The sequence below is a fragment of the Hyphomicrobium sp. genome (assembly GCF_035687085.1).
Classification (GTDB): domain Bacteria; phylum Pseudomonadota; class Alphaproteobacteria; order Rhizobiales; family Hyphomicrobiaceae; genus Hyphomicrobium_B.
This window is the reverse complement of the sequence record NZ_DASRYS010000002.1, coordinates 78552-99561: the sequence shown is the minus strand read 5'-3', so window position 1 is coordinate 99561 and position 21010 is coordinate 78552. Positions and strand designations below refer to the sequence as shown.

Sequence of the window (21010 nt, the reverse complement as noted above, 5' to 3'; positions counted from 1 at the left end):
TCGTGAGTCTCAGTCGCGTTCGCGCGTGAGCTTCACGAGATCGAACGAACCGGCTTCGATCTTCAGGTCGTAGACGTGTCCGTTTTCACGGCGCGCATCGTTGACCTTCCAATATCCGTGCGACCAGCGCAGATCGCGCCACTCGACGAAGCCCATGTGGCGCAGTCTCTCAGCAACGATCGCGGGATCTTCCGGAGGAGCACGGTGGCCGGCGCTGGCAGGGATTGCCGTGGCGATGCCAAGGACTGCCACAGCCGAAGCGAGCCGTACGATACGGGAGACGTCAATCATGAGTTCTGCCTTCTCTGGTGAATTCAGGTGGGGGGTGCCGAGCATCAAACATTATGAAGCGCGGTTAGGTTCCCTCTATACGCTTTCCACGGCAGTGAGCAACAAATGAGGCGATGAATAGAAAACGCACACAGAGACTTATTCGGCATCCTTGAGTTGTGACTCGAGATGTTGTGTCGAAAAACCCGTCATACTTTTCAACGCTTGATATTGCGCGCGCGCGGCTACACGATCGGCGTGCGAAGATTTCACCGCTGCAATCAAAATGTTTTTGGAGGTGTGTTCAGTCGAAACGAATTCGATCATCTTCACTTTGTAACCCGACGCCTCAAGAAGCAGAGCACGGGCGGCATCCGTGACGAGATCGGCTTGGCGTTGCTTCAGCAGCGGAAACTTGATGAGCCCTTGCAGGCCCTCGCCCGTGTCTTTCACCTGCGGGGCAATTTCATGCTGGCAGCACGGCGCCGATAGAATAAGTGATGCCTTTCCGCGGACGCCCAGCGCCATCGCATCGTCCGTAGCGGTGTCGCAGGCGTGAAGCGCGATGATGATGTCAGCGCGCGGCGGTGATGCCCGCGATGCTTCTTCGGCAACGAATGACAATCCATCGAAATCGAGATCGCGCGCGAGGCGATTACAAAGATCGACAAGCTCAGGGCGCATTTCAATTCCGGTCATCTGGCAACGCCGGCCCATTTGCGTCGTCACATGATCGTAAAACGCAAACGTGAGATATCCTTTCCCCGAGCCAATATCGATGACGGTCAGTGGCGCATCGCCTCTTAATTCACTGTCCTTGATCAGGTCGTCCGCAAGCTCGATAAAACGGCAAATCTGCCGGTATTTGCCTTGCATCGACGGCTTGATGCGGCCCTCGCTATCGGCAACCTGCAATGCCTTCAGATACGGCCTGTCCGGCGGGACGAGATAGTCTTTCTTCCGGTCGTGCGCTGCGGGTTGTGCGCTCTTCAACGTCGCCTTTCCAACCGCGAGATGCGGCACGCCCTTGCGGCTGTAATCGAGGCGCACGTCGCGCGCCGTCGAAAAGAGAGTCGCGCTCATGTACGTATCGCCGATCAACGAACCGATCGCACGCAAGCCCTCTTCGATCTTGTAGGTCTTCGTCTCGTCCTTGCGCGGAAAGCTCGTGACGACCTTGAGATGCGGCGCGTCTTTTAGCATCACGAGCGTCGCCACAGCTTTCGAGGCTTCGCCTGGCCCGCGAAACTTTCCAAGCGTGAGCTTCGCGAACGATCCGTCATTGAGGGCGGACGAAAGCGCCGTCATGAATGCCTGCTTGGCATCGCCGTCTCGCTTCATGACGTCGTCTGATCGAACCGCGCCTGACGCCACGCCGTGATCTTTTCCATCAGCCATTCCCATGCCTCTTCTTCGCGCGGGCCGGCGGTCTTTGAAATTGCGATTTCGAGATACTTTAATTCCGCTTCGATCTTCTCGGGCGGCAGCATGTGAAGCCGCGTCGTCAGCACCGCAAGCTCGATGACCGCAGCTTGCGCACGATTGAAGCCCTGCCAGGCTTTGTGCATCTGCTCGTCGACAATGGAGCAAAGAAAACGCGGCCGCTGCTCGTCCTCGATGACGCTGTCGACCTTCAGCTCCCAATGCGACACGCAGTCGGCAAGCCGCTCTCCCTTGATCGTCCGCGTCGGCAGCAACGGCCAGATTTTCCGCCCCGTCACGCCACCGGCAAACACGCGAACGTCGTCCGTATGGCTCGCCGCCGCAACCGGGTTGATCCGCAAGTTCTCCAGCGTCGTCGAAGGCCGGAACGGCGCAATGATCCAATGCTCGCCGTCATTGATGAGGCCTAGAGGCGCAATATGAGCGACGCCTTCGCTGTTGAAAGTCGTGACGATCGTCTCGACGATACGCGGCATCACGCGCCTCCTTCGCCAGCCAGAATTGCGGCGAGCGCCGCATCGTCCGATGGTCCGAAGATGGACCACGAAACCTCGGACCGCGCAACGATCTCGGGGAAGTGCGCATCGACGACGCCCTGGCCGGCCAGTTCCTCAGCGGACGATTGTCTCTCCAAGGTGACGGACTTCAGCAGAATGAGGCGGGCGTCGAGGAGTTCCGCCAGACGCACAGACAGGCTGTCCGAAGTGGCCGACCAGCTGCCGGGAACCGTCTCATCGTCTCCAATCATGCGCAGCGGCGCCCAGACGGGAATTTGCCCGTCCATGATGCTCTCGGAAATTTCCTCGAGCGTATGGGCGACTTTCAGGCCCGGTTGCTGAGCGGCCATCCATTCTGCCATCTGCTCCATCGCCAGCATGGCAAGCCGGTGCGCCACGGCATCGTCGAAACCCATCTCGCGCTGCAAGTTGCGAACTGCATCGGCAAACGGGCCACCGCCCGGCACGATCACGACCGGAACCTGCGCTGCACTGAGCCTCTCCAGTGCGCCACCGAGGCGTCCGGTTTCCGAAAGGCTTCCGCCGACTTTGATGACGAGCGGGCGAACCCCGCTCGGCTGTTCAGGCACGTCCGAACTCGCGTGCGGCCTCTTTCGTCGGCGGACGAATGATCTCGACGCCACGCAGCGGGCCGCGCTCCAGCTTCTCGAGCACGACTCGAACGGCTGCAATGCGTTTGTCGGCCAGCACCTGCGCGGCAATTTTCTCCGCAAAAGTCTCGACGAGGTTGATATGCCCGCCACGCGCGAGCGCGACGATGATATCGATGATGTCGGCATAGGACGGAACTTCGGCAATCTCGTCTTCGGCGCTGAAGACATCCTTGCGCAACCGAGCCTCAACGGTGAAACGCACTTTCTGCGTTACGCCCTGCTCTTCCGCGTAAACGCCGACATTGCAATCGACTATGAAGTCCCGGACGAAAATGCTGTCGGCGACTTCGCGGATTTCGGATTTCACGTCGTCAGCGTTTGCAGGCTTCTTCTTATCATTCATGCGACTGACGTCTCCGGCGGCACGTTGGCGAGTTTGGCGTTATCGATGGCACGGCGTACCGCACTTACACGGGCCGCTTCAATGGCGCCTTTGCGGCCGCCGCTGCACAAAGCGCCGCGAAACCCAAGCATGTCGGGTTGCAGCCGCACGAGGCCGGGAATATCCCCTTCCTTGAGCGAACCCGCGAGCCCCGCAAAGAGACCATTGTCACGCGCTGTGCGGACGAATTCTGTCAACCGCCCCGGACCAAGGACCGTGGTCAGGCTGCCGGATTCCTTACCGGCCGTGTCCAGCATCACGCCGGCAAATCCAGCTGCGGCCAGCGCCAGCAGCACGGAGAAATCCGGGGCACGATCCGCCATCAAAACCGCAACGAGTTTCGCGGACGGCAACTGAGCACCGACGGTGGCAATCGCGGCGCGCGGGTCATCCTCTCCGAAGAACCCGATCTTCACGATATCCACGCCCGTCTCGGCCATCGCAACAGCAGCCACGGTCATCACCCGTGGTTCCGTCGGCAGATCGCCAACCGTCGCGCTGACCGGCGCACGGCCGTCGACTCGGCGGACGATCTCGCGAACTGTGTCGAGCGGCAGCGCACCCAGCGCGCCGGATGCCGGATCCTTGCAGTCGATGATGTCGGCTCCGCCCTGCAGCGCGATCTCTGCCTCGTCCGCGTTCGTGACGCTGGCGAGAAAGGCGGGCTTGCCTCGTCTCAAACCTTCGATCATTCCATCGTTCCAAGATTGACCCGGCGCCGGCCGTATCAGGCGGCGAAGATGCGATTCTGCTCCTGAAGCACGGCAGCACGGTCCCGGCGCTGCGCCTCGGTCAAATCGATGCTCACATCCTGGATGACACTCGCCTTTCCGGGCGCCAAGCGCAAGATGCGCGTCCCGAGCTGAATTGCCTCGGTCCTGTCGTGGGTTACGAAAATCACGGTGGTGGGGTGGCTGTGCCAGAGCTCCATCAGGAGCGACCGCAGGCTGTCGGCGGTTTGCTCGTCGAGCGACACGAACGGCTCGTCCATAAGCAGAATTTCGGGCTCCAGAATGAAGCCGCGAGCCAGGGCCGCACGCCGCTGCATGCCGAGCGACAGCCGCTCAGGATAGGCATTCATCGCCTGCCCGAGCCCCACGCGCTCCAGCATGCCCGCAATCCGAGCGTGCCGCGGATCGCCCTTAGGCAACGCCAGCGCGATGTTCTCGTAGACCGTGCGCCACGGCAGCAGGCGCGGCGTTTGGAAGATGAACGCTAAGCGGTCTGTCGCCGGCCCGAGATCGACGCTGCCGTCATAGTCCCGGTCAAGCCCGGCGATGATGTTCAGCAAAGTCGACTTCCCGCACCCGGAAGGCCCCGTGATGACGAGGAACGACCGCGGCGCGACATCGAAGGAAATATCCTTCAGCACGAGCTGAGCTTCGCGGTCTCCGACCGGCGGGAAGATCTTGGAGCGAACCGAGACGTGGATCGCCGCTCCTTGGCTGGCTTCCTTTTCGAGTTCCAACGCGTTCAACGCCGCCATGCGGTCACCCGTGCCTGCAACGGTTGCAACACCAAGAATTCGATGGCTTGGACAATCAGAATAAAGGCCAGCGCGTAGGCCAAGATGGTGCTCACGTCGAACTCCTGAAACGCAATGCTCAAGCGATAGCCCACACCGCTCGACCGTCCGAAGGCTTCGACGACCAGCACGATCTTCCAGACGAGCGACAGACCCGACCGCGCCGCCGCTGCGAAAAAGGGTGCGAGCTGCGGAAGGATGACGTGGCGCAGCGTTTTCCAACGCCCAAACTTGTAGATCCTCGCCATCTCGTCGAGGTCCCGGGAAAGGCTGCGCGCGCCCTCCCGCATATTGACGGCGACGTTGGGAATTTTGTTGAGCGCCACCGCCGTGATCGCCGCGAGATCCGTCAGCCCGAACCAGATGTAGCAAAGCGTGATCGTGACGAGCGCCGGCAGATTGAGAAAGAGAATGAGCCAGGCGTCGAAGAACTTGTCGGCGGTCTTGAAGCGGCCCAGCGCCAGACCGATCGCCGTGCCGATGAGCATCGAAACCAGGAATGCGATGGCGACGCGCAGGAGCGTCGCGGAAATATTCACCCAGAGATCACCGCTCGCGCTCTCACGCCATAGAACATCGAAAACAGCAATCGGAGTCGGCAGGTAACGGTTCTGCGCGTAGGCGGCGATGAGATACCACAGCACCGCCAGCGCCAAAAGGGAGCCTGCCATCCACGCCAGACGCTCCATCGCAGCCGTAAAACCAAGCGGCGCGGTGAACGGCCTAGGTGTGGAAGAGATTCTGGTCGAAGTGTGTGCCATCGCCAACGAGTTCCGTATCGCCGAGTTCAATGAGCAGGTCTGTCAGCTTCTTTGCAGCCGCCGTCTGCGCCTCTCCCCACGAGCCCGTGATACCGGACCTGTAGTAATCTCTGATCGCAACAAGTTCGGCATCCGAAGCCGGCTTGATCAACGGCCGCAACCGCTCCCAGGCCGCATCAGAAGAAGCGAGCACCTGGTTAGCCTCGGCGACGACCGTCAGCAGCTTGGTGACCGGAATGCTGTTGTCGCGGACTTCTCTTTCAGACCATATGAAACCGACGAGCGGCGGCGTCGGGCTGATGCCGAGCCCCTGCACCACGTCCGCCATCGTGAGGAGTTCATGCGCGCCTCCGGCTTCGAGCCGCGCGGCGTACGTCCAGAAGTTCAAGACGGCGTCGAGCCGGCCGTTCTTGAATTCTTCCGACACCAGCGGAGCTGCGCCGAAGACGGGCTCCGACACTTTTGCGATGTCTTCGCCAAGCGTCTTGCGCGAGTACGCACGCAGCATGATCCAGCTCTTATCGATGCCCGTACCGGCAACCCCGATTTTCTTGCCCTTGAGGTCGGCCAGCGATTTGACCGGGCTGTCCTTGCTGACCATCAGGCTGCCGAGCGCAGAAGAATAGGGAGCGAACTTCAGGTCGTCCCCCTTGGCACGTTGCCGGAGCGCCCAGGTCCAGTCGCTGACGATCACGTCTGCCGCCCCCGAAAGGAGCGCGACCGGGGCTGCCTGGTTGTTCGCAACCTCCACGATCCGCAAATCGAGATCGTGCTTCTTGTCGATTCCATCCTGGCGGATCGTGTCGATGAGCCAGCTGACCGAACCGAACTTCACAGAGGTCAGCCGCACCGGGACGGAGGCGGCCGCAAAACGCGGCCACAGCGACGCCGCGCCGAGTGCGGATCCAGCGGCCAGAACGCTGCGGCGTGTCAACGTCATCATTGCGCTGGAGCCTCGACGTTGAAGCGGTTCCTCCAGAGATAACGAACGCCGTGCAGCCAAAGTTCGTCGGTGTTGCCGTTGACGGTCGCCGACATGGTCTTGGTCAGTTCGCCGGTTTTGGTGTCCCGCGCCACAATCCGCACGCTGAGCAACGCATCGGTCACCTTGTCGACATAACCGGTAACGGCAAGATCCGCCCCGGCTTCCTTGGCGATCGGAACCTCGCAGCCGCCGCAATCATGGAACGGCGAAGCTTTTTCGATCTCCCCCGCCTGCGCACTCAAGTCGACGACGGCATACCTCCCGTCCTTCGCCATTAACGACTTCAGCTCATCCGCCACGAGCTTCAGGCGCCGCAAATCCTCCGGGTTGTATTGCGGAACGATTTCCCCGTCCTGCTGCGCATCGTGCATGTCGAAGGGAAAAACGGCGGCTTTGGTCGGCGCTGCGTAGGCTGGCGAGCCAATAAGAAACGGTAGGAGCAAGCATAAGAAGTGCTTAAACGAGAACATGGACGGTCGTTTCCAAGTGTTTGAGCGATCTGGGACTTCACGGTTTATTGGACGCGCCTGTCCAAGCGCCAACTGTAGGTGCCCGTTTACCCCCCGCCATTGCAAGAGGTCCCGGTTCGCTTTGCTGACCATTCCCGGTCACAAACGCGCGAGCCGGAAGTCATCAACTTGACAACACGGAGCCCGGCCCCCTTTTAGCAACACAGTAACAGTTAGCGTCACGAGGCTGGCTTAGCCAAAAGCCGATTGGAGTTGATCATTGGCATTCCTGAGCACCCGAACCGCTGAACACACACGAGCATCAGGCTGGAAGACCGTCTCGGCCGCTCTTTTATTCGCGCTGGCCGGAGCCGCGCCGGCCTTGGCCCAGGGCACCAGTACCGAACCTGCGCCGATCCCAATCCCCTCGGCACAACCCGAGGGCGTAAACGTCCACATCCTTTACGTTAAGGAGAAGAGGCAGAAGGAGCTTCCCCTCTCGCTGCTCGACCAGCCCAACCCGGATGACGGCATCGCCGGCGCCAAGCTCGGCATTGCAGACAATAATACGACGGGCCGCTTCCTCAATCAGACCTTCCACATGGACGTTCTGGAAGGCGACGTCGATGAACTGATCAAGGGCGCCGAGGAGAAGGTCGCGAGCGGCGACAGTTTCGTTATCGCTGATATGGAGCCGGCCTCGCTTCTGAAGTTCGCCGATGCCCTCAAGGACAAACCAGCGCTCATCTTCAACGCCGGCAATGCCGACGACAGCGTTCGCGAGGAGAACTGCCGCGCCAACGTCCTGCACACGGCTCCGACCCGCTCGATGCTTGCCGACGCGCTCGCCCAGTACCTCGTCTGGAAGAAATGGCCGAACTGGCTCCTGGTCGTGGGCCCGAGCCCGAATGACCAGCTGCTCGCCGACGCCTACAAACGGGCCGCCAAAAAGTTCGGCGCCAAGATCGTTGAAGAACGCCACTTCAAGATCGACACCGGCAACCGCCGGGCCGACGGCGGCTACGAGCAGATCCAGCAACAGATCCCGCAGTTCATGCAGGGCGCCAAGGATCATGACGTCGTCGTCGTCGCGGACGATGACGAAGTGTTCGCTGACTATTTCCCCTTCCGGACTTGGATTCCCCGCCCGATCGCAGGCTCGGCTGGCCTCGTGCCCTCAAGCTGGCATCCGGCACTCGAGCTGTGGGGTGGAACCCAGTTCCAGAACCGCTTCAAAAAGTTGAGCGGCCGCATCATCCGCCCGATCGACTATGACGCCTGGGTCGCCACACGCGCCATCGGCGAGGCGGCGACGCGCAAGCAGACGAGCGACTTCAAAACGCTTCGCGACTACATCCGCTCGCCCGAATTCCAGGTCGCAGCCTTCAAGGGCGTCGCCACGAATTTCCGCGCCTGGAACGGCCAATTGCGCGAACCGCTCCTCGTATCGACACCCAAGCACCTGGTCAGCGTCTCACCGCAAGTGGGCTTCCTGCATCAGTTCAGCGTGCTCGACACGCTGGGCCTCGATAAACCCGAGAGCAAATGCAAGGCCTACACGCAATGACCGGATCCGACCTTTCGCGCCTGCAGACCTACGCCCCATGAAATACTTCCACCTGGAGACGAGAATGCCCCGATTTTCGCAAGCCTTGTCCGTGACCGTCGCTGCCCTGCTGACATCGTCTTACGCGACCTCCGCGAGCGCCTATACCGCCTACATCACGAATGAGAAGGACAACACCGTCTCCGTCATCGACACGGACAAGATGGAAGTCATCAAGACCGCGAAGGTCGGGCAGCGTCCGCGCGGCATCGTCATGTCCAACGACGGCAAATGGATCATCATTTGCACCAGCGACGACGACGACGTGAAGATCTACGACGCCAAGACGCTCGAGTACGTCAAAAGCCTCCCCTCAGGTCCCGACCCCGAGTTGCTGACGCTGCATCCGGACGGCAAGCGGCTCTACGTGGCGAACGAGGACGACAACCTCGTGACGGTCGTCGACATCGAAACCTCAAGGGTCATCACGGAAATCCCGGTCGGCGTCGAGCCGGAGGGCATGGGCATGAGCCCCGATGGCAAGGTGCTGGTCAACACGTCTGAGACGACGAACATGGCCCACTTCATCGACACGGCAAACCACAAGACGTTCGATAACGTCCTCGTCGACAGCCGTCCGCGCGTCGCAATTTTCAACGCCGCCCAGACACAGCTCTGGGTTTCAGCAGAAATCGGCGGCACCGTGACCGTCATCAATCCCGCCGACCGCAAGATTGTCGGCAAGGTCAACTTTGAAATCCCGGGCGTCGAGAAGGAAGCCATCCAGCCCGTCGGCATCCGCATCACGAAGGACGGCAAGACGGCCTTCGTGGCGCTTGGGCCGGCAAATCGCGTGGCCGTGATCGATACGGCGACGTTGAAGGTGCTTAAGTACATTCTTGTTGGCCAGCGCGTCTGGCAGATGTACTTCACGCCGGACGAAAAACTCCTGCTCACGACCAACGGCGCCTCGAACGATGTGACCGTGATCGACGTTGCCAATCAGAAGGCAATCAAATCGATCAAGGTCGGCCGCTATCCCTGGGGCGTTGTGGTTTCGCCCAACTGAGCGGTTGCGAAAAACAAATGTGAGGCACTGCGCGATGGCATCGAAAGCGCCGGCGGAAGCCGAACGGACGCCAGCCCTCGTCGTGAGCGGCGTGAGCCACAGCTTTGGCGACAGGCAGGTCCTCGACAACGTCTCGCTGACCGTGGAGCAGGGCGCCTTCGTCGTCCTGCTCGGCCTCAACGGGGCGGGTAAGTCGACCCTCTTCTCGCTCATCACGCGCCTCTACGACAACGTCTCGGGCCAGATCGCCATTCGCGGCTTCGACGTGCGCCGCAAGCCTTCCGAGGCCCTGCAGCGCCTGGGTGTCGTCTTTCAAAGCCGCACGCTCGATATTGACCTGACCCTGATGCAGAACCTTCGCTATCACGCGGCGCTGCATGGCTTCGCTGGCAGGGCGGCAGCAGAGAGCGCCCGCCAGGCACTGGAACTCGTCGGATTGGCGGATCGCGCCAATGAGAAGATCCGGGCTCTCTCCGGTGGCCAGCTTAGGCGCGTGGAAATTGCCCGCTCGATGATGCACCACCCTGACCTGCTGCTGCTCGACGAAGCAACCGTCGGCCTAGATCTCGGCTCCCGCGAAAGCGTCATCAAGATCGTTCGCGACCTCGTCGCCCACGAAGGCGTCGGCGTCCTTTGGGCGACGCACTTGATGGATGAGGTTCTGCCGACGGATAGAGTCGTCGTTCTGCACAAGGGCAAGGTTCTCTACGATGGACCAGTCCCACAGCTCCTAACCCAGACCGGCACGACGAGCGTACGGGAAGCGTTCCGCAACCTGACCGGCACGAAAACAACGATTGATGAGGCCGCCTGATGACGACGCATGCGGCGCCTCTTGTCCGGACCTATCACGAAAGCGACGATGCGGCCCGCCGCCGCCTGGGAATTGCAGGTTATTGGGCCTGCTTCAAAGGCATCGTTTGGCGTGAAATCCTTCGTTACCTGCACCAGCGCGAACGGTTCTTGTCCGCCCTCGTGCGGCCGCTGATCTGGCTTTTCATTTTCGCAGCAGGATTCCGTCAAACCCTCGGCGTATCGATCATCCCGCCGTACGAGACTTACGTTCTCTACGAGGAATATATCGCGCCCGGCCTCGTCGCCATGATCCTGCTCTTCAATGCGATGCAGTCGTCGCTCTCGATGGTCTATGACCGCGAAACGGGCTCGATGCGGACCCTTCTCATCAGCCCCTTCCCGCGTTCGTTCCTGCTCTTGTCGAAGCTGTTGGGCGGCGTCTCGGTTGCATTGCTGCAGGTCTACGCCTTCCTCCTGGTTGCATGGTTCTGGGGCATCGAACCACCCCCGATCACGGACGTGAAACTCTTCACGTTCTTCGATCCGCCCACATGGGCTGGAGGCGCCATACCGCCAATGGGCGAGCCGATCCTGACCGCGCTCTTCTCTGTGCCGGGCTTCATGCAGCCATTCGCCGGCTACATCACCGTCATTCCTGCGATCATCCTGGCCGGATTGATGCTGGGCTCGCTGGCCCTCTTCATGTCGTCGGTCATCAAGCAGCTCGAGAACTTCGCTGGCGTGATGAACTTCGTCATCTTCCCGATGTTCTTCGCCTCCTCAGCCTTGTACCCGCTGTGGCGCATCCGCGAGGCAAGCCCCGCGCTCTACGAAATCTGCCGGCTCAATCCCTTCACATATGCGGTAGAATTGATCCGCTTCGGGCTTTATGGACAGGTCGATTTGGTTTCGCTCGCGATCGTCGTCGGTTGCACGGCCGTCTTCCTTGCCGCGGCGGTTTTCGCCTACAATCCGTCGAAAGGGTTGATCGCTCGGCGCGGCGGCCCCGGCAGTTCAGCTTGAGGTTGGAAATGAAAACGTTCGGACACTCTCTTCGCGCCAGCTTGCACATCCTGACAGCGTTCGGGGCCTTGGCAGCCATTGCGGCTCCGGCCCTTGGCGACGAGCCGGCGAAACCCGAATGGCCCTGCGTCTACCGCAAAGTCCCGGTCCTGAGCGCGGCAACGATTTGGGATGGTCCCGAGATCAAGGACACGTCGAGCTGGCGCAAGGACGAGACCATCCGCAAGCTTTCGCAGTACCTGATCTCGCGCCGCGTCACCGAGGAAGAGGCTGATGCTGCGATCAAGAAGTTTGCGGAGGGCGTCCCGCCTGATGCTCGTGACGCAAAGTTGACGGAGCTGTTCGCTGCCGTCCTCACCCGCACCAACGAAGATCGCAGGCTCGTCATGTCGGGCATCGAGCGCTTCCACAAGCGCCAGCTCGAGCGCGCCAAGGAAATCGAGAAAGAAGGTATCGAGCTTCCCCCGCTCGATGAGAACGGTGCGCCGGCGCAGGATACACACGCCCCTGCAGGCGAGATCTCCGAGCTCTCGAGCAAAGAAGAAAAGTACAAGTGGGAGGTACGTGCCTTCCAGGAGAAGCAGGCCAACATTCCGATCGCCTGTGAAATTCCCCAGCTGATCGACGAACGCGCCGGCGCTCTCGCCCGCGCCATTCGCGCTGAAATGAAGAGCTAATCAGAGCCGAGAAACCGCCCAGCCTCAACTAGAGCAAAAATAATCTTCACGTTTGGTTAGTCTTAACGCGTCCTTAACCAAGGTTGACATAGTCTCAACTCATCGGCTTCGGCACCAGCCTCTTCCCAAAACCCGAAGCCAAGTTGCAAGCGAAGTGTTGTCATCCCTGGTCTCGCGTTGTGAGGTTGACCATGCACTACGAACTTGTCTCGCGTGCACTTGCCTACGCCTCGTGTATTTCAACAACCAGCCTGCTTTTGACGTCGGTGGCGATCGCCGCAATCAACGTCGGAAGAGTGCACCCCAGTTCCTGCCATCCCAATGCCTGCCTCGCCGGCATTCGCGTTGGCTCCGAAGCTCAATTGGGTGCTTTGACAAGCAAGGCGCACGTCGCCTCGCTGGCGGCCAAATTCTGGCCGGTCATCTAACGAAGAAACAACCTCAAGAAATACGTTCGCCGAAACATCCGCATCTACCCGGGAAAGCGGACCTGCGTCTTGGCGCGCGGCAAGTGAAGTAAAAGCACGAACACAAAAAGCCATCCGCAGCGCACGGTGGCTCAGTCGAAGAAGCTTCGAAGTCTCAACTGCCAAAAACACTGCACTCAGGAAATGCCCGACTGCCCGGCCGGGATCTAACTGGCCGAACCTAATGCCAACCTGCCTCTAGAAAATCAGCAACTGGAATGAGCGCGAGCTAGGCGTGGCTCGCGCTCGTTTGCTGTTTGACGACCCGGTCGATGGCCTGCAGCTCGGAAATGAGCGCGCCGAATTCTTTCAGCGGCACCATATTCGGCCCGTCGGACGGCGCCTTGTCCGGATCCTGATGCGTCTCGATGAAAAGCCCGGCGACACCGGCGGCCACCGCTGCGCGCGCCAGAACCGGCACGAAGCGCCGGTCCCCGCCCGATGATGTCCCCTGCCCGCCCGGCTGCTGGACGGCGTGGGTGGCATCGAAAATGACCGGAGCACCCGTCTCTGCCATCTGCGGAAGAGCCCGCATATCGACGACCAGCGTGTTGTATCCAAAGCTCGAACCGCGCTCGGTGACGAGCACGTTCGGATTGCCCGACCCGGTCACCTTGGCGACGACATTCTTCATGTCCCACGGCGCCAGGAACTGGCCTTTCTTGATCTTCACCACCCGCCCCGTTTTGGCGGCGGCGATCAGCAGATCGGTCTGGCGGCAAAGGAAAGCTGGGATCTGCAGCACGTCGGCGACTTCGGCGACGGCCGCACACTGGCGCGCCTCGTGAACGTCCGTGACGACCGGCAGCCCGTACGTCTCGCGGATTTCCGCAAAAACCGGCAGGGCGGCCTCGAGCCCGATCCCCCGGCGGCCGGAGAGCGAGGTACGGTTCGCCTTGTCGAACGACGACTTGTAGACAAGACCAAACCCGAGCTTTTGCGAGATTTCGCTCAAAGCCGCTGCCATCTCGAGGGCGTGCGCGCGGCTTTCCATCTGGCAGGGTCCGGCGAGGACCGCGATGGGCTGATCGTTGCCGAAAACCACGTCGCGGACGCGAACCTGGGCGGCAGGCTTCAAAATTTCATGTTGAGTCATGGGCGGGTTTATAGCCGCCGCGGCGCCGCCTCGCGAGCCCTGAGAGCGCATACCCCAAACAAAAACGGCGGCCGATGGCCGCCGTTCAGAAACCCGAAGGTTTGAATTCTTTAGATGAGGTCGATTTCAGCCGGCAGATAGCTGGTGACTTCGAGACCGACTTCCTGCTCGCGAACTGCGGGCTTCGTCCAGACTTTCATGTGCGTCCTCCGTCTATTTTATACAGGTTGTTCCTGTTGGATGCTTAGTTAGTGAAACAACCCCTCAATTACCAATCTCTTTTTTCTGACAGCGGTCAAACTTTTCGTGATCGAAAAGTCGAATTGTTATATCATATCAAAACTCTGGCAAAGGGTTCGCGCTCACGAAAACTGTTGTTTCGGTGCTTCAGTTGACCAGCCTCACACGCATTCGCAGATGCACCGTCACTTTTGGCGGCCTTATCGCGTGCTAATCCAATAAAGCAAGCCGCGACTCGAAGAAGGCGGCATAACAAAAGCACGTGGAGACCATCAAATGCTCGACAACGTCACTTGGCTTGAGCCTGTCCGGCCTTACCTCGAGCCCGTTCTGATCGGCGCTGCAATCGTCTTCGTCCTGGACCTGATCGGCAATATGATTTCGTTTTCCAACCGCGTACTGAACGCCTTCGCAACAGCGGTTGTGTTCGCGATCGTATTCGGCGCTCTGCTCTACACGGAAGTTCTAAAGCTCGACGTGAGAACCGATGTCACGACGACGACGAGTGAACCGGCAACGCCGCCGCCCGCAACGACGCCATAACGAAGGGCTGAACGGTCGGCGATCATCGCTTGATCATCAATCCCGGCGCATGACGCCGGGATTTTTCGTTTGGACGCCGCGTCGCGCTTACGATAAATCCGGCGTCACTTCGCTGGCGTCCTTCGCTTTCTTAACGCTGCCTTCGAAGTGCGCGCCCTCAGCGACCGTAAGCCGCTCCTGCACGATGTTCGCTTCCACGACCGAATGCTCGTGAAGAATGACGTTGGAGCCTTTGAGTTCGCCCTTCACGCCGCCCTGTATGGCGATTGTGCGCGCAGTGATGATGCCTTTGACGTGGGCGCCATCGTCGACTGTGACAGATTCTCCGTGTACGTCGCCTTCGATGTGACCTTGTATCAGCAGCGAACCTTTGGTTTTCAGGATAAGCTGCTGGCCATAGATGGAAATGTCGGGCCCCAGAATGGATGTGGGCCTGTCCGTCGAAGTGGGCTGATAGCCCGGCGTTGATGCGGCATTGGCCACAACGCCGATCGGACCCGAAAAGCGTGGCGGCGCCACAGGCGTCGCGTTGGTTCTGGCAGTTTCCGCACGCGTCTCTGCTCGTGAATCACGACTGAACATGAGAACCCCCAACAATTGATCACTATGAAGATGAGAAATGCCCTGTCCCGCCAGACCAAAAGGGACATGCGATTGCAGCGGCAAGAGGGCACACTGCGAGAAAAACTGAGGGAGAGACTCTCTTGAACAAGCTTTTATTGATTTCACCTCGTTCGTTCATCCCCGCGGTCTGCGCCATCGCGACTGCAGCTGTGGCCGCGCTACCGGCAACGAGCATGGCGCAAACGGCACCGTCCAATCAGGCTCAGAAGATTGCGCAGTACCGCGAGAAGCTCGCCGAATACAACAAAGCGCGCGCCGCCTATGAAGTCGTGGCCGGCCCCTATTGGGACGAGATCGCCAGAAAGCGCACCCTTCGCCGGGCGAAACAGCAGCGGAAAGAAAAAACGACGCCGGCGGATTACGTGCTCGCGCAGCCGCCCGTCTATAGCGGCCCGCCGAAACCAGAAGATCCGGAAAAGAAAGCTCCGCGCGACATTCCGGTCGTCGAAGACTTCCTGAGGAACGCGAAAGAGCACTTCGGCTTCACGCCCGAACGCCCGGCGAACGACGAGCAGTACCGCCATGCCTACGCGCAGCTCGCTCTCGCGGCCGGATTGACGCCCGAACAGGCGGTTAAAATCTACGCCTTCGAATCCACGGGCAACGGCAGCTACGACATCCAAGCCGGATTGGAGTACGGCCTGCCGACCGAGCGCGCGATCTCAACGGCGCTCGGCTACAATCAGCTTCTCGGCGCCAATAGCGTCGGTCTTCTGGCCAAGAATGGCGATAAGTTCGTGGCCGCCTTGCGCGCCAAAGCCAACGCGGCAGACGGCGAGCGCAAGGAGCGCTTGCTGAAGAAAATTGCGACCCTGAAGAAGATGATCGCATTCACGCGCACCGTACCCGATGAGTGGAGCGCGCACGTTAAGCTCGCCGAAACACCCAAGGGCCAGGGCATCCACGCGCTCGTCCTCGACATCGACATCAGCCCGCTGATGCAGGTCGAAAAGCTGCTGACGTCGCTCAATTACGCCAAGCGCATGGGTTACACGAAGTCCCTCTCCGCCGCCGAACTGGAAATGTTCAACCTGACGGGCGACGGCAACGGCTTCGACATGGTCTCCATGCCGGATGCGATGAAGAAGAAAATTCCGACTGCGAATTTCTTCCAGCGCCATGGGTTCGAGCGCAATCTCATCGCCGTCCAGAACAACACGGTCGAAAAGCTCATCGCCGCGACCGATGCCAAGATGGAACTGGAGGCCAAGCTCGACGGCGCTAAAGCACTCGCCGCCGCGTTCGAGCTCCACAACCAGACCCGCTGACACACAGAGCCGAGGGACCGGTCGAGATCTGGCTTAAACCAGTCTCGACTGCTCCACGGCCGCCGCGATGAAGCTCGCAAACAGCGGATGCGGATCGAACGGCCGCGACTTCAATTCCGGGTGATACTGCACGCCGATGAACCACGGGTGATCGGGATATTCGACCGTCTCGGGCAGAAGACCGTCCGGCGATAAGCCGGCGATCTTAAGCCCAGCGCGTTCGAGCGCTTCGCGATAGCGCATGTTGACCTCGTAGCGATGCCTGTGGCGCTCCGAGATTTGCGTTGAATGATAGATCTTCGCGATGTGGCTGCCTTCGGCGAGCGTGGCCTCATAAGCGCCAAGCCGCATCGTGCCGCCGAGTTCGCCACCTTGGCGGCGCTCTTCGAGCTCGTTGCCGCGCATCCACTCGGTCATCATGCCGACGACGGGCTCGCCCGTGTCGCCGAATTCCGTCGAGCTGGCGTCTTTGATGCCCGCCAAGTTGCGCGCCGCTTCGAGACACGCCATCTGCATGCCGAAGCAAATGCCGAAATAGGGAACCCGCCGCTCGCGCGCGAACTTCGCCGCCAGGATCTTGCCTTCGGAACCGCGTTCGCCGAAGCCGCCAGGCACCAGAATGCCGTTGAGGCCTTCGAGATAGGGCGCGGGATCTTCGCGCTCGAAGATCTCGCTTTCGATCCACTCGAGCTTGACCTTCACGCGATTGGCAAGGCCACCGTGGACGAGCGCTTCGTTGAGCGACTTATAGGCATCCTTGAGACCGGTATATTTGCCGACGATCCCGATCGTTACTTCGCCTTCGGGCTGCGCGATGCCGCGCGAGATCGTCTCCCAGCGGATCAGATCCGGCTTCGGCGCGCCGGTGATGCCGAACGCGGCGAGCACCTCGCGATCGAGCCCCTCGCGATGATAGGCGAGCGGCACATCGTAGATCGAGGCCACGTCGAGCGCCTGAATGACAGCCTCGGGCCGCACGTTACAGAAGAGCGCGATCTTCTTGCGCTCGCCGACGGGAATTTCGCGATCCGAGCGGCAGAGCAGAATGTCCGGCTGAATGCCGATCGAGCGCAGTTCCTTGACGGAGTGCTGCGTCGGCTTCGTCTTCAGTTCGCCCGCCGACGGTATATACGGCATCAGCGTCAGATGAATGAAGACGGACGCGCCGCGCGGCAACTCGTTGCCGAGCTGGCGGATCGCTTCGAAGAACGGCAGGCCCTCGATGTCGCCGACCGTGCCGCCGATCTCGACGAGCACGAAGTCGACGTCCTCGTTGCCCGACAGCACGAAATTCTTGATCGCGTCGGTGACGTGCGGAATGACCTGCACCGTGCCGCCGAGATAATCGCCGCGCCGTTCCTTGGCGAGAATGTCCTGATAGATGCGCCCCGTCGTGACGTTGTCCGACTGTTTCGCCGGCACGCCCGTGAAGCGCTCGTAATGGCCAAGGTCCAGGTCCGTCTCCGCACCGTCGTCGGTGACGAAAACTTCGCCGTGCTGATAGGGGCTCATGGTCCCGGGATCGACATTCAGATAGGGATCAAGCTTCTTGAGCCGAACTGAATAGCCGCGCGCTTGTAGAAGCGCGCCTAGGGCTGCGGACGCGAGGCCTTTGCCGAGGGAGGAGACCACGCCGCCGGTGATGAAGATATACCGCTGCATGGGCCTTGGTTCTGGCACAGCCGACCCCGGATTCGGAAGCGGCTTTTTTGCACCTTCACCAAACGAAAAGGTCGCAAGGCTCAGACGTTAACGGAGTGCGGCGTTAAAGCGGCCTGCCGCACTGCTGTGAAACCTCTTGCGTTGCGGCAGCCTGCACGTCCGGAGGCACCGTTTCGCTGGCGATCTGCGCTTTGAGGGCGTCGGCCGTTTCACGCGTGTTGCGCGCCGCGGGTGCGATGCCGTCGCGGCCATAGGTAACGTCGATCGCGACGACGCGGAGATCGACCGGCTTGATCGAGATTTGGTTGCCTTTGTCGGTCGTCTTCGTCTTCCCGCATTTGAACGTCGTCTGCGGGGGCGTCGCCGTGAACGTCTTCTGATGCTGCGCCAAGCCATAGTCGGCCGCAGCAGCGAGAGCGATCTTCTCAAGCCGATCGGAGGGCGTTCCGGGAGATCCGGCAGCCGTGACGTGAATGCTGCCGTCTGGGTTGTTCGAGATGCTGTACCCGGCCGGAGCGAACAGATTGGCGGCCTGGTAATTCGTCACCGACGCCGTCGTCAGATCGCCGAGAGAGGCGCCACAGCCGCCAAGGTGAAGAAGAGCGGCTGCTCCTGCGCCCAACGCCGGAATGCGCCACGCACCGAGGTGTAACCCTCTCAGCCGGATCGAATTGAGGTCAGCCATGTTGTCTCCCCCGAGATTTCCCCAGTGTCGCAGGGAAATCGCGGAGGGTCTAGCTGGCCGGGACGCATGGACCCGGCCGCGCACATGAAACTGAGGCGTGCCTTACTGATTCTGGGGGACGAGTGGCGCGCGGGGCGCGTCGAGCTTGTCCAGAATGCCGCCACGGCCGGGCTCGGTCGTTGGTGCTTCGCCGCCGGTCGCCGGCGCCTGCGTGCCGGTCTGGGGAGCGCGATCGAAGGCGGAACCCCGCTGGGCCGAGTGATTCGCCAGGATCGTCAGCAGGATGCTGGTCGCGAAGAACGCGGCGGCAAGGCCGGCCGTCGTACGCGTCAGAAGGTTGGCCGTTCCCCGGCCCGTCAGGAAGCCGCCGCCACCACCGCCGCCGCCGCCCATGCCGAGCGCACCGCCCTCGGACTTCTGCAAAAGCACGACAGCGACGAGCGCCGCGGCGATCATCAAATGGATAATGAGCAGTACGGTAGCCATAGGTATTTTGATCCGGATTGAGCGGGCGGCAGGCCCTGCAAGCGTGCGCGTATACACTAGCCTGGGGCGATGAACCAGCCCTTGGGTGCGTTCAAAGGGCCGCGAATGTCAACCCAGTCGACCTCGGGCGCTATGGTGCCCGTTTCAAGCCCCTTGAGGCCGGGCGGCGGTTTTGGGACTATTAGTCACCCGCGTGCGGCGTGACCACCGTTTCGCCAAAACCGAACTGGGGCAGTGAGGGGTCGGGCACGTAAGGTGGACTGTATGCGTCCGAGGCCCGCGTGCCTGCGCTACGTTCCACGATGACCGGCGGGGCCGGCGCAGCCCGTTCCTGGGAAACCTTCTGCTTCGCTGGCTTGGCCGGCGCCGCATTCTCGGCCTTGGGCGGCGGCGGCTTCGCCTTCTTCGGCGGGTCCTTCTTTTCAGGCTTCTCGGCAGCTTTATCGGCAGCCGGCTTGGCGGGTTTCTTTTTCTCGGCCGCTGCCGGTTTGGCGGACGCGCCGGGCTTGGGCGGGTCATTTGCGGCGGGCGCGGTCGGATCGGCGTCCGAATTGATTTCGATGCGAGCGGCTGCCTCGCTCGCCCGCTCCGCCTCAGGCGAGAGCTTGGCGTCGCGGCAGCCGAATTTCACCTGCTCGTCGAGCTGAATGTAGTGCTCGATCTCGCGCAGCCGCTCGGGCGGCAGATTGGCCTTTGCCCACTGCGCACCCTTGCTCATGTCGTCGAGCACGCCGGATGCCCGGAACCGGATTTGCTCCAGACGCAGCGCGCTGCACGTCTCAGGATCGACTTTGGGTTGTGTCGCCCACGCGGAAACGGGCGCGCAAATCATCGCGCCGATTGCAAACCCAATCGCGTGGCGAAGAGAAAGCGGCATCACGTCGACTCATACGCGCGAACTATGGCGAGAAAATCGTGAGCCTTGAGACTGGCGCCTCCCACCAGCGCGCCGTTGACGTTCTCCACAGACATCAACGTGGCAGCATTATCCGGCTTCACCGAGCCGCCGTAGAGAATGCGCATGCCCGCACCTTCCGTGCCGAATAGATCAACGAGATCGCGACGGATGGCTTCGTGCACGATGCGAACATCCTCTGGCGTTGGCGTCAGCCCCGTGCCGATCGCCCACACCGGCTCGTAAGCCACAACCGTATTGGCCGCGGTCGAGCCTTTGGGCAACGATCCCTTGAGTTGCTCAGACACCACGCGGAGTGTCGCACCCGAGACCCGCTCCTCTTTGGTTTCGCCCACGCAGACGATCGCAATGAGCCCGGCGCGATGAGCAGCCTCTGCCTTCGCCCTCACCTGCTCGTTCGTCTCCCCGTGGTCGGCGCGCCGCTCCGAATGGCCGGCGATCACGGCCGTCGCACCCGCATCCTTGAGCATTTCCGCCGAAATATCGCCCGTATGAGCCCCGTTCGCAGCCGCGTGGCAGTCCTGGCCGGCGAGCAACACGGGGCGCCCCTCCAGAGAGGCCGCAAAACCCGCTAGAAGCGTCGTTGGAGGCGCAATCATGACGTCGGCTGGGATAGATGCCATCGGTCCTGAAAGGGCGTCACCGACTGCGAGCAGCTCGCCGACGCTCGCCTTCAGCCCGTTCATCTTCCAATTGCCCGCGACCAGAGGCCTTATCTCGCGCCGTTCGTTCACCATTCTTATCCCTTCTTTTTGCAGCCGCGAAAACGCCACTGCGAGTGCCCGCCGGAGTGAACACTCCGTAACCTCATCCCGGTCGCCCTTGCAATCCGAAACGGGCTGCGCTTCATATCACGCCAATCGCTTCGCTCCGCGGAGTGCTCATGCCATCCGAAGCTCGATGACCTAACGCCCTCCCGCGGCAGCG

The 21010-nt window shown here is 61.1% G+C and carries 26 protein-coding genes; 8 read left to right on the top strand and 18 right to left on the bottom strand.

What is annotated here, in order from left to right:
• Positions 1-9: 9 nt before the first annotated feature.
• The 10 genes from VFG26_RS00910 to VFG26_RS00865 form a co-directional block, all read right to left on the bottom strand.
• Positions 10-291: a hypothetical protein gene (locus tag VFG26_RS00910; protein ID WP_325021270.1), complete on the bottom strand. Its 282-nt coding sequence runs from the start codon at positions 289-291 to the stop codon at positions 10-12.
• A 138-nt stretch (positions 292-429) separates the two neighbouring features.
• Positions 430-1668: an SAM-dependent methyltransferase gene (locus VFG26_RS00905; protein WP_325021268.1), complete on the bottom strand. Its 1239-nt coding sequence runs from the start codon at positions 1666-1668 to the stop codon at positions 430-432.
• Complete coding sequence (locus tag VFG26_RS00900) at positions 1608-2189, bottom strand: DUF447 domain-containing protein (protein ID WP_325021266.1); 582 nt, start codon at positions 2187-2189, stop codon at positions 1608-1610. Before VFG26_RS00900 ends, VFG26_RS00905 begins: the two co-directional genes overlap by 61 nt.
• On the bottom strand, positions 2189-2800 hold the full coding sequence (locus VFG26_RS00895) for a uridylate kinase (protein ID WP_325021264.1): 612 nt from the start codon (positions 2798-2800) through the stop codon (positions 2189-2191). Before VFG26_RS00895 ends, VFG26_RS00900 begins: the two co-directional genes overlap by 1 nt.
• Positions 2793-3227, bottom strand: a complete 435-nt coding sequence (locus VFG26_RS00890; RefSeq protein WP_325021262.1) for a dihydroneopterin aldolase — start codon at positions 3225-3227, stop codon at positions 2793-2795. Before VFG26_RS00890 ends, VFG26_RS00895 begins: the two co-directional genes overlap by 8 nt.
• Entirely contained in the window at positions 3224-3958 is a 735-nt protein-coding gene (locus tag VFG26_RS00885) for a (5-formylfuran-3-yl)methyl phosphate synthase (RefSeq protein ID WP_325021260.1), read from the bottom strand. The genes VFG26_RS00890 and VFG26_RS00885 overlap by 4 nt, the downstream gene beginning before the upstream one ends.
• Before the next feature lie 35 nt (positions 3959-3993).
• Positions 3994-4752, bottom strand: a complete 759-nt coding sequence (locus VFG26_RS00880; RefSeq protein WP_325021258.1) for an ABC transporter ATP-binding protein — start codon at positions 4750-4752, stop codon at positions 3994-3996.
• On the bottom strand, positions 4740-5552 hold the full coding sequence (locus VFG26_RS00875) for an ABC transporter permease (RefSeq protein WP_325021256.1): 813 nt from the start codon (positions 5550-5552) through the stop codon (positions 4740-4742). Before VFG26_RS00875 ends, VFG26_RS00880 begins: the two co-directional genes overlap by 13 nt.
• Positions 5515-6495, bottom strand: coding sequence for an ABC transporter substrate-binding protein (locus VFG26_RS00870; RefSeq protein WP_325021254.1), 981 nt, complete (start codon positions 6493-6495; stop codon positions 5515-5517). Before VFG26_RS00870 ends, VFG26_RS00875 begins: the two co-directional genes overlap by 38 nt.
• Positions 6492-7139, bottom strand: coding sequence for a DUF3280 domain-containing protein (locus VFG26_RS00865; RefSeq protein WP_325021251.1), 648 nt, complete (start codon positions 7137-7139; stop codon positions 6492-6494). Before VFG26_RS00865 ends, VFG26_RS00870 begins: the two co-directional genes overlap by 4 nt.
• A 229-nt stretch (positions 7140-7368) precedes the next feature.
• Between VFG26_RS00865 and VFG26_RS00860 the strand changes: the two genes are divergently transcribed.
• The 6 genes from VFG26_RS00860 (at position 7369) to VFG26_RS00835 (ending at position 12524) form a co-directional block, all read left to right on the top strand.
• Positions 7369-8553, top strand: coding sequence for an ABC transporter substrate-binding protein (locus VFG26_RS00860; protein ID WP_325021249.1), 1185 nt, complete (start codon positions 7369-7371; stop codon positions 8551-8553).
• A 64-nt stretch (positions 8554-8617) separates the two neighbouring features.
• Complete coding sequence (locus VFG26_RS00855) at positions 8618-9601, top strand: YVTN family beta-propeller repeat protein (protein WP_325021248.1); 984 nt, start codon at positions 8618-8620, stop codon at positions 9599-9601.
• 34 nt (positions 9602-9635) lie between these two features.
• Positions 9636-10415 carry an ABC transporter ATP-binding protein gene (locus VFG26_RS00850; protein WP_325021246.1) on the top strand — a complete coding sequence of 260 codons (780 nt, stop codon included), beginning with the start codon at positions 9636-9638 and terminating at the stop codon, positions 10413-10415.
• Positions 10415-11419, top strand: coding sequence for an ABC transporter permease (locus VFG26_RS00845; RefSeq protein WP_325021244.1), 1005 nt, complete (start codon positions 10415-10417; stop codon positions 11417-11419). Before VFG26_RS00850 ends, VFG26_RS00845 begins: the two co-directional genes overlap by 1 nt.
• 8 nt (positions 11420-11427) lie before the next feature.
• Positions 11428-12096, top strand: a complete 669-nt coding sequence (locus tag VFG26_RS00840; RefSeq protein ID WP_325021242.1) for a hypothetical protein — start codon at positions 11428-11430, stop codon at positions 12094-12096.
• A gap of 191 nt (positions 12097-12287) precedes the next feature.
• Complete coding sequence (locus tag VFG26_RS00835) at positions 12288-12524, top strand: hypothetical protein (RefSeq protein WP_325021240.1); 237 nt, start codon at positions 12288-12290, stop codon at positions 12522-12524.
• Positions 12525-12792: 268 nt separating this feature from the next.
• Here VFG26_RS00835 and kdsA read toward each other — a convergent pair whose 3' ends face one another.
• Positions 12793-13659 (bottom strand): 3-deoxy-8-phosphooctulonate synthase, encoded by an 867-nt coding sequence (kdsA, locus tag VFG26_RS00830; RefSeq protein ID WP_325021238.1) that lies wholly within the window; start codon positions 13657-13659, stop codon positions 12793-12795.
• Positions 13660-13769: 110 nt separating this feature from the next.
• On the bottom strand, positions 13770-13859 hold the full coding sequence (gene pqqA, locus VFG26_RS00825; RefSeq protein ID WP_015597947.1) for a pyrroloquinoline quinone precursor peptide PqqA: 90 nt from the start codon (positions 13857-13859) through the stop codon (positions 13770-13772).
• Between the two features lie 316 nt (positions 13860-14175).
• Between pqqA and VFG26_RS00820 the strand changes: the two genes are divergently transcribed.
• Positions 14176-14442, top strand: a complete 267-nt coding sequence (locus VFG26_RS00820; protein WP_325021234.1) for a hypothetical protein — start codon at positions 14176-14178, stop codon at positions 14440-14442.
• An 87-nt stretch (positions 14443-14529) separates the two neighbouring features.
• Here VFG26_RS00820 and VFG26_RS00815 read toward each other — a convergent pair whose 3' ends face one another.
• Positions 14530-15024: a polymer-forming cytoskeletal protein gene (locus VFG26_RS00815; protein WP_325021232.1), complete on the bottom strand. Its 495-nt coding sequence runs from the start codon at positions 15022-15024 to the stop codon at positions 14530-14532.
• A gap of 122 nt (positions 15025-15146) precedes the next feature.
• Here VFG26_RS00815 and VFG26_RS00810 point away from each other — a divergent pair, with 122 nt between their 5' ends.
• Entirely contained in the window at positions 15147-16334 is a 1188-nt protein-coding gene (locus VFG26_RS00810) for a hypothetical protein (RefSeq protein ID WP_325021230.1), read from the top strand.
• A gap of 33 nt (positions 16335-16367) precedes the next feature.
• Here the strand turns inward: VFG26_RS00810 and VFG26_RS00805 are convergent, their stop codons facing one another.
• The 5 genes from VFG26_RS00805 to tpiA form a co-directional block, all read right to left on the bottom strand.
• Positions 16368-17996 carry a CTP synthase gene (locus tag VFG26_RS00805; protein ID WP_325021228.1) on the bottom strand — a complete coding sequence of 543 codons (1629 nt, stop codon included), beginning with the start codon at positions 17994-17996 and terminating at the stop codon, positions 16368-16370.
• Positions 17997-18099: 103 nt separating this feature from the next.
• Positions 18100-18681, bottom strand: a complete 582-nt coding sequence (locus tag VFG26_RS00800) for a hypothetical protein (protein WP_325021226.1) — start codon at positions 18679-18681, stop codon at positions 18100-18102.
• 102 nt (positions 18682-18783) lie between these two features.
• On the bottom strand, positions 18784-19167 hold the full coding sequence (gene secG, locus VFG26_RS00795; protein WP_325021224.1) for a preprotein translocase subunit SecG: 384 nt from the start codon (positions 19165-19167) through the stop codon (positions 18784-18786).
• 181 nt (positions 19168-19348) lie between these two features.
• Positions 19349-20044, bottom strand: coding sequence for a hypothetical protein (locus tag VFG26_RS00790; RefSeq protein ID WP_325021222.1), 696 nt, complete (start codon positions 20042-20044; stop codon positions 19349-19351).
• On the bottom strand, positions 20044-20820 hold the full coding sequence (gene tpiA / locus VFG26_RS00785; RefSeq protein ID WP_325021220.1) for a triose-phosphate isomerase: 777 nt from the start codon (positions 20818-20820) through the stop codon (positions 20044-20046). The genes VFG26_RS00790 and tpiA overlap by 1 nt, the downstream gene beginning before the upstream one ends.
• Positions 20821-21010: the final 190 nt, after the last annotated feature.

Excerpts from the sequence above, each read along its gene's own strand:
- VFG26_RS00885 (WP_325021260.1), bottom strand. The coding sequence starts at position 3,958 with ATGATCGAAGGTTTGAGACGAGGCAAGCCCGCCTTTCTCGCCAGCGTC.
- VFG26_RS00910 (WP_325021270.1), bottom strand. The coding sequence starts at position 291 with ATGATTGACGTCTCCCGTATCGTACGGCTCGCTTCGGCTGTGGCAGTC.
- VFG26_RS00865 (WP_325021251.1), bottom strand. The coding sequence starts at position 7,139 with ATGGTCAGCAAAGCGAACCGGGACCTCTTGCAATGGCGGGGGGTAAAC.
- VFG26_RS00850 (WP_325021246.1), top strand. The coding sequence starts at position 9,636 with ATGGCATCGAAAGCGCCGGCGGAAGCCGAACGGACGCCAGCCCTCGTC.
- VFG26_RS00820 (WP_325021234.1), top strand. The coding sequence starts at position 14,176 with ATGCTCGACAACGTCACTTGGCTTGAGCCTGTCCGGCCTTACCTCGAG.
- VFG26_RS00905 (WP_325021268.1), bottom strand. The coding sequence starts at position 1,668 with ATGGCTGATGGAAAAGATCACGGCGTGGCGTCAGGCGCGGTTCGATCA.
- pqqA (WP_015597947.1), bottom strand. The coding sequence starts at position 13,859 with ATGAAAGTCTGGACGAAGCCCGCAGTTCGCGAGCAGGAAGTCGGTCTC.
- VFG26_RS00890 (WP_325021262.1), bottom strand. The coding sequence starts at position 3,227 with ATGAATGATAAGAAGAAGCCTGCAAACGCTGACGACGTGAAATCCGAA.
- tpiA (WP_325021220.1), bottom strand. The coding sequence starts at position 20,820 with ATGGTGAACGAACGGCGCGAGATAAGGCCTCTGGTCGCGGGCAATTGG.
- VFG26_RS00835 (WP_325021240.1), top strand. The coding sequence starts at position 12,288 with ATGCACTACGAACTTGTCTCGCGTGCACTTGCCTACGCCTCGTGTATT.
- VFG26_RS00815 (WP_325021232.1), bottom strand. The coding sequence starts at position 15,024 with ATGTTCAGTCGTGATTCACGAGCAGAGACGCGTGCGGAAACTGCCAGA.
- VFG26_RS00840 (WP_325021242.1), top strand. The coding sequence starts at position 11,428 with ATGAAAACGTTCGGACACTCTCTTCGCGCCAGCTTGCACATCCTGACA.
- VFG26_RS00790 (WP_325021222.1), bottom strand. The coding sequence starts at position 20,044 with ATGCCGCTTTCTCTTCGCCACGCGATTGGGTTTGCAATCGGCGCGATG.
- kdsA (WP_325021238.1), bottom strand. The coding sequence starts at position 13,659 with ATGACTCAACATGAAATTTTGAAGCCTGCCGCCCAGGTTCGCGTCCGC.
- VFG26_RS00855 (WP_325021248.1), top strand. The coding sequence starts at position 8,618 with ATGCCCCGATTTTCGCAAGCCTTGTCCGTGACCGTCGCTGCCCTGCTG.
- VFG26_RS00880 (WP_325021258.1), bottom strand. The coding sequence starts at position 4,752 with ATGGCGGCGTTGAACGCGTTGGAACTCGAAAAGGAAGCCAGCCAAGGA.
- VFG26_RS00845 (WP_325021244.1), top strand. The coding sequence starts at position 10,415 with ATGACGACGCATGCGGCGCCTCTTGTCCGGACCTATCACGAAAGCGAC.
- VFG26_RS00805 (WP_325021228.1), bottom strand. The coding sequence starts at position 17,996 with ATGCAGCGGTATATCTTCATCACCGGCGGCGTGGTCTCCTCCCTCGGC.
- VFG26_RS00800 (WP_325021226.1), bottom strand. The coding sequence starts at position 18,681 with ATGGCTGACCTCAATTCGATCCGGCTGAGAGGGTTACACCTCGGTGCG.
- VFG26_RS00875 (WP_325021256.1), bottom strand. The coding sequence starts at position 5,552 with ATGGCACACACTTCGACCAGAATCTCTTCCACACCTAGGCCGTTCACC.
- VFG26_RS00870 (WP_325021254.1), bottom strand. The coding sequence starts at position 6,495 with ATGATGACGTTGACACGCCGCAGCGTTCTGGCCGCTGGATCCGCACTC.
- secG (WP_325021224.1), bottom strand. The coding sequence starts at position 19,167 with ATGGCTACCGTACTGCTCATTATCCATTTGATGATCGCCGCGGCGCTC.
- VFG26_RS00900 (WP_325021266.1), bottom strand. The coding sequence starts at position 2,189 with ATGCCGCGTATCGTCGAGACGATCGTCACGACTTTCAACAGCGAAGGC.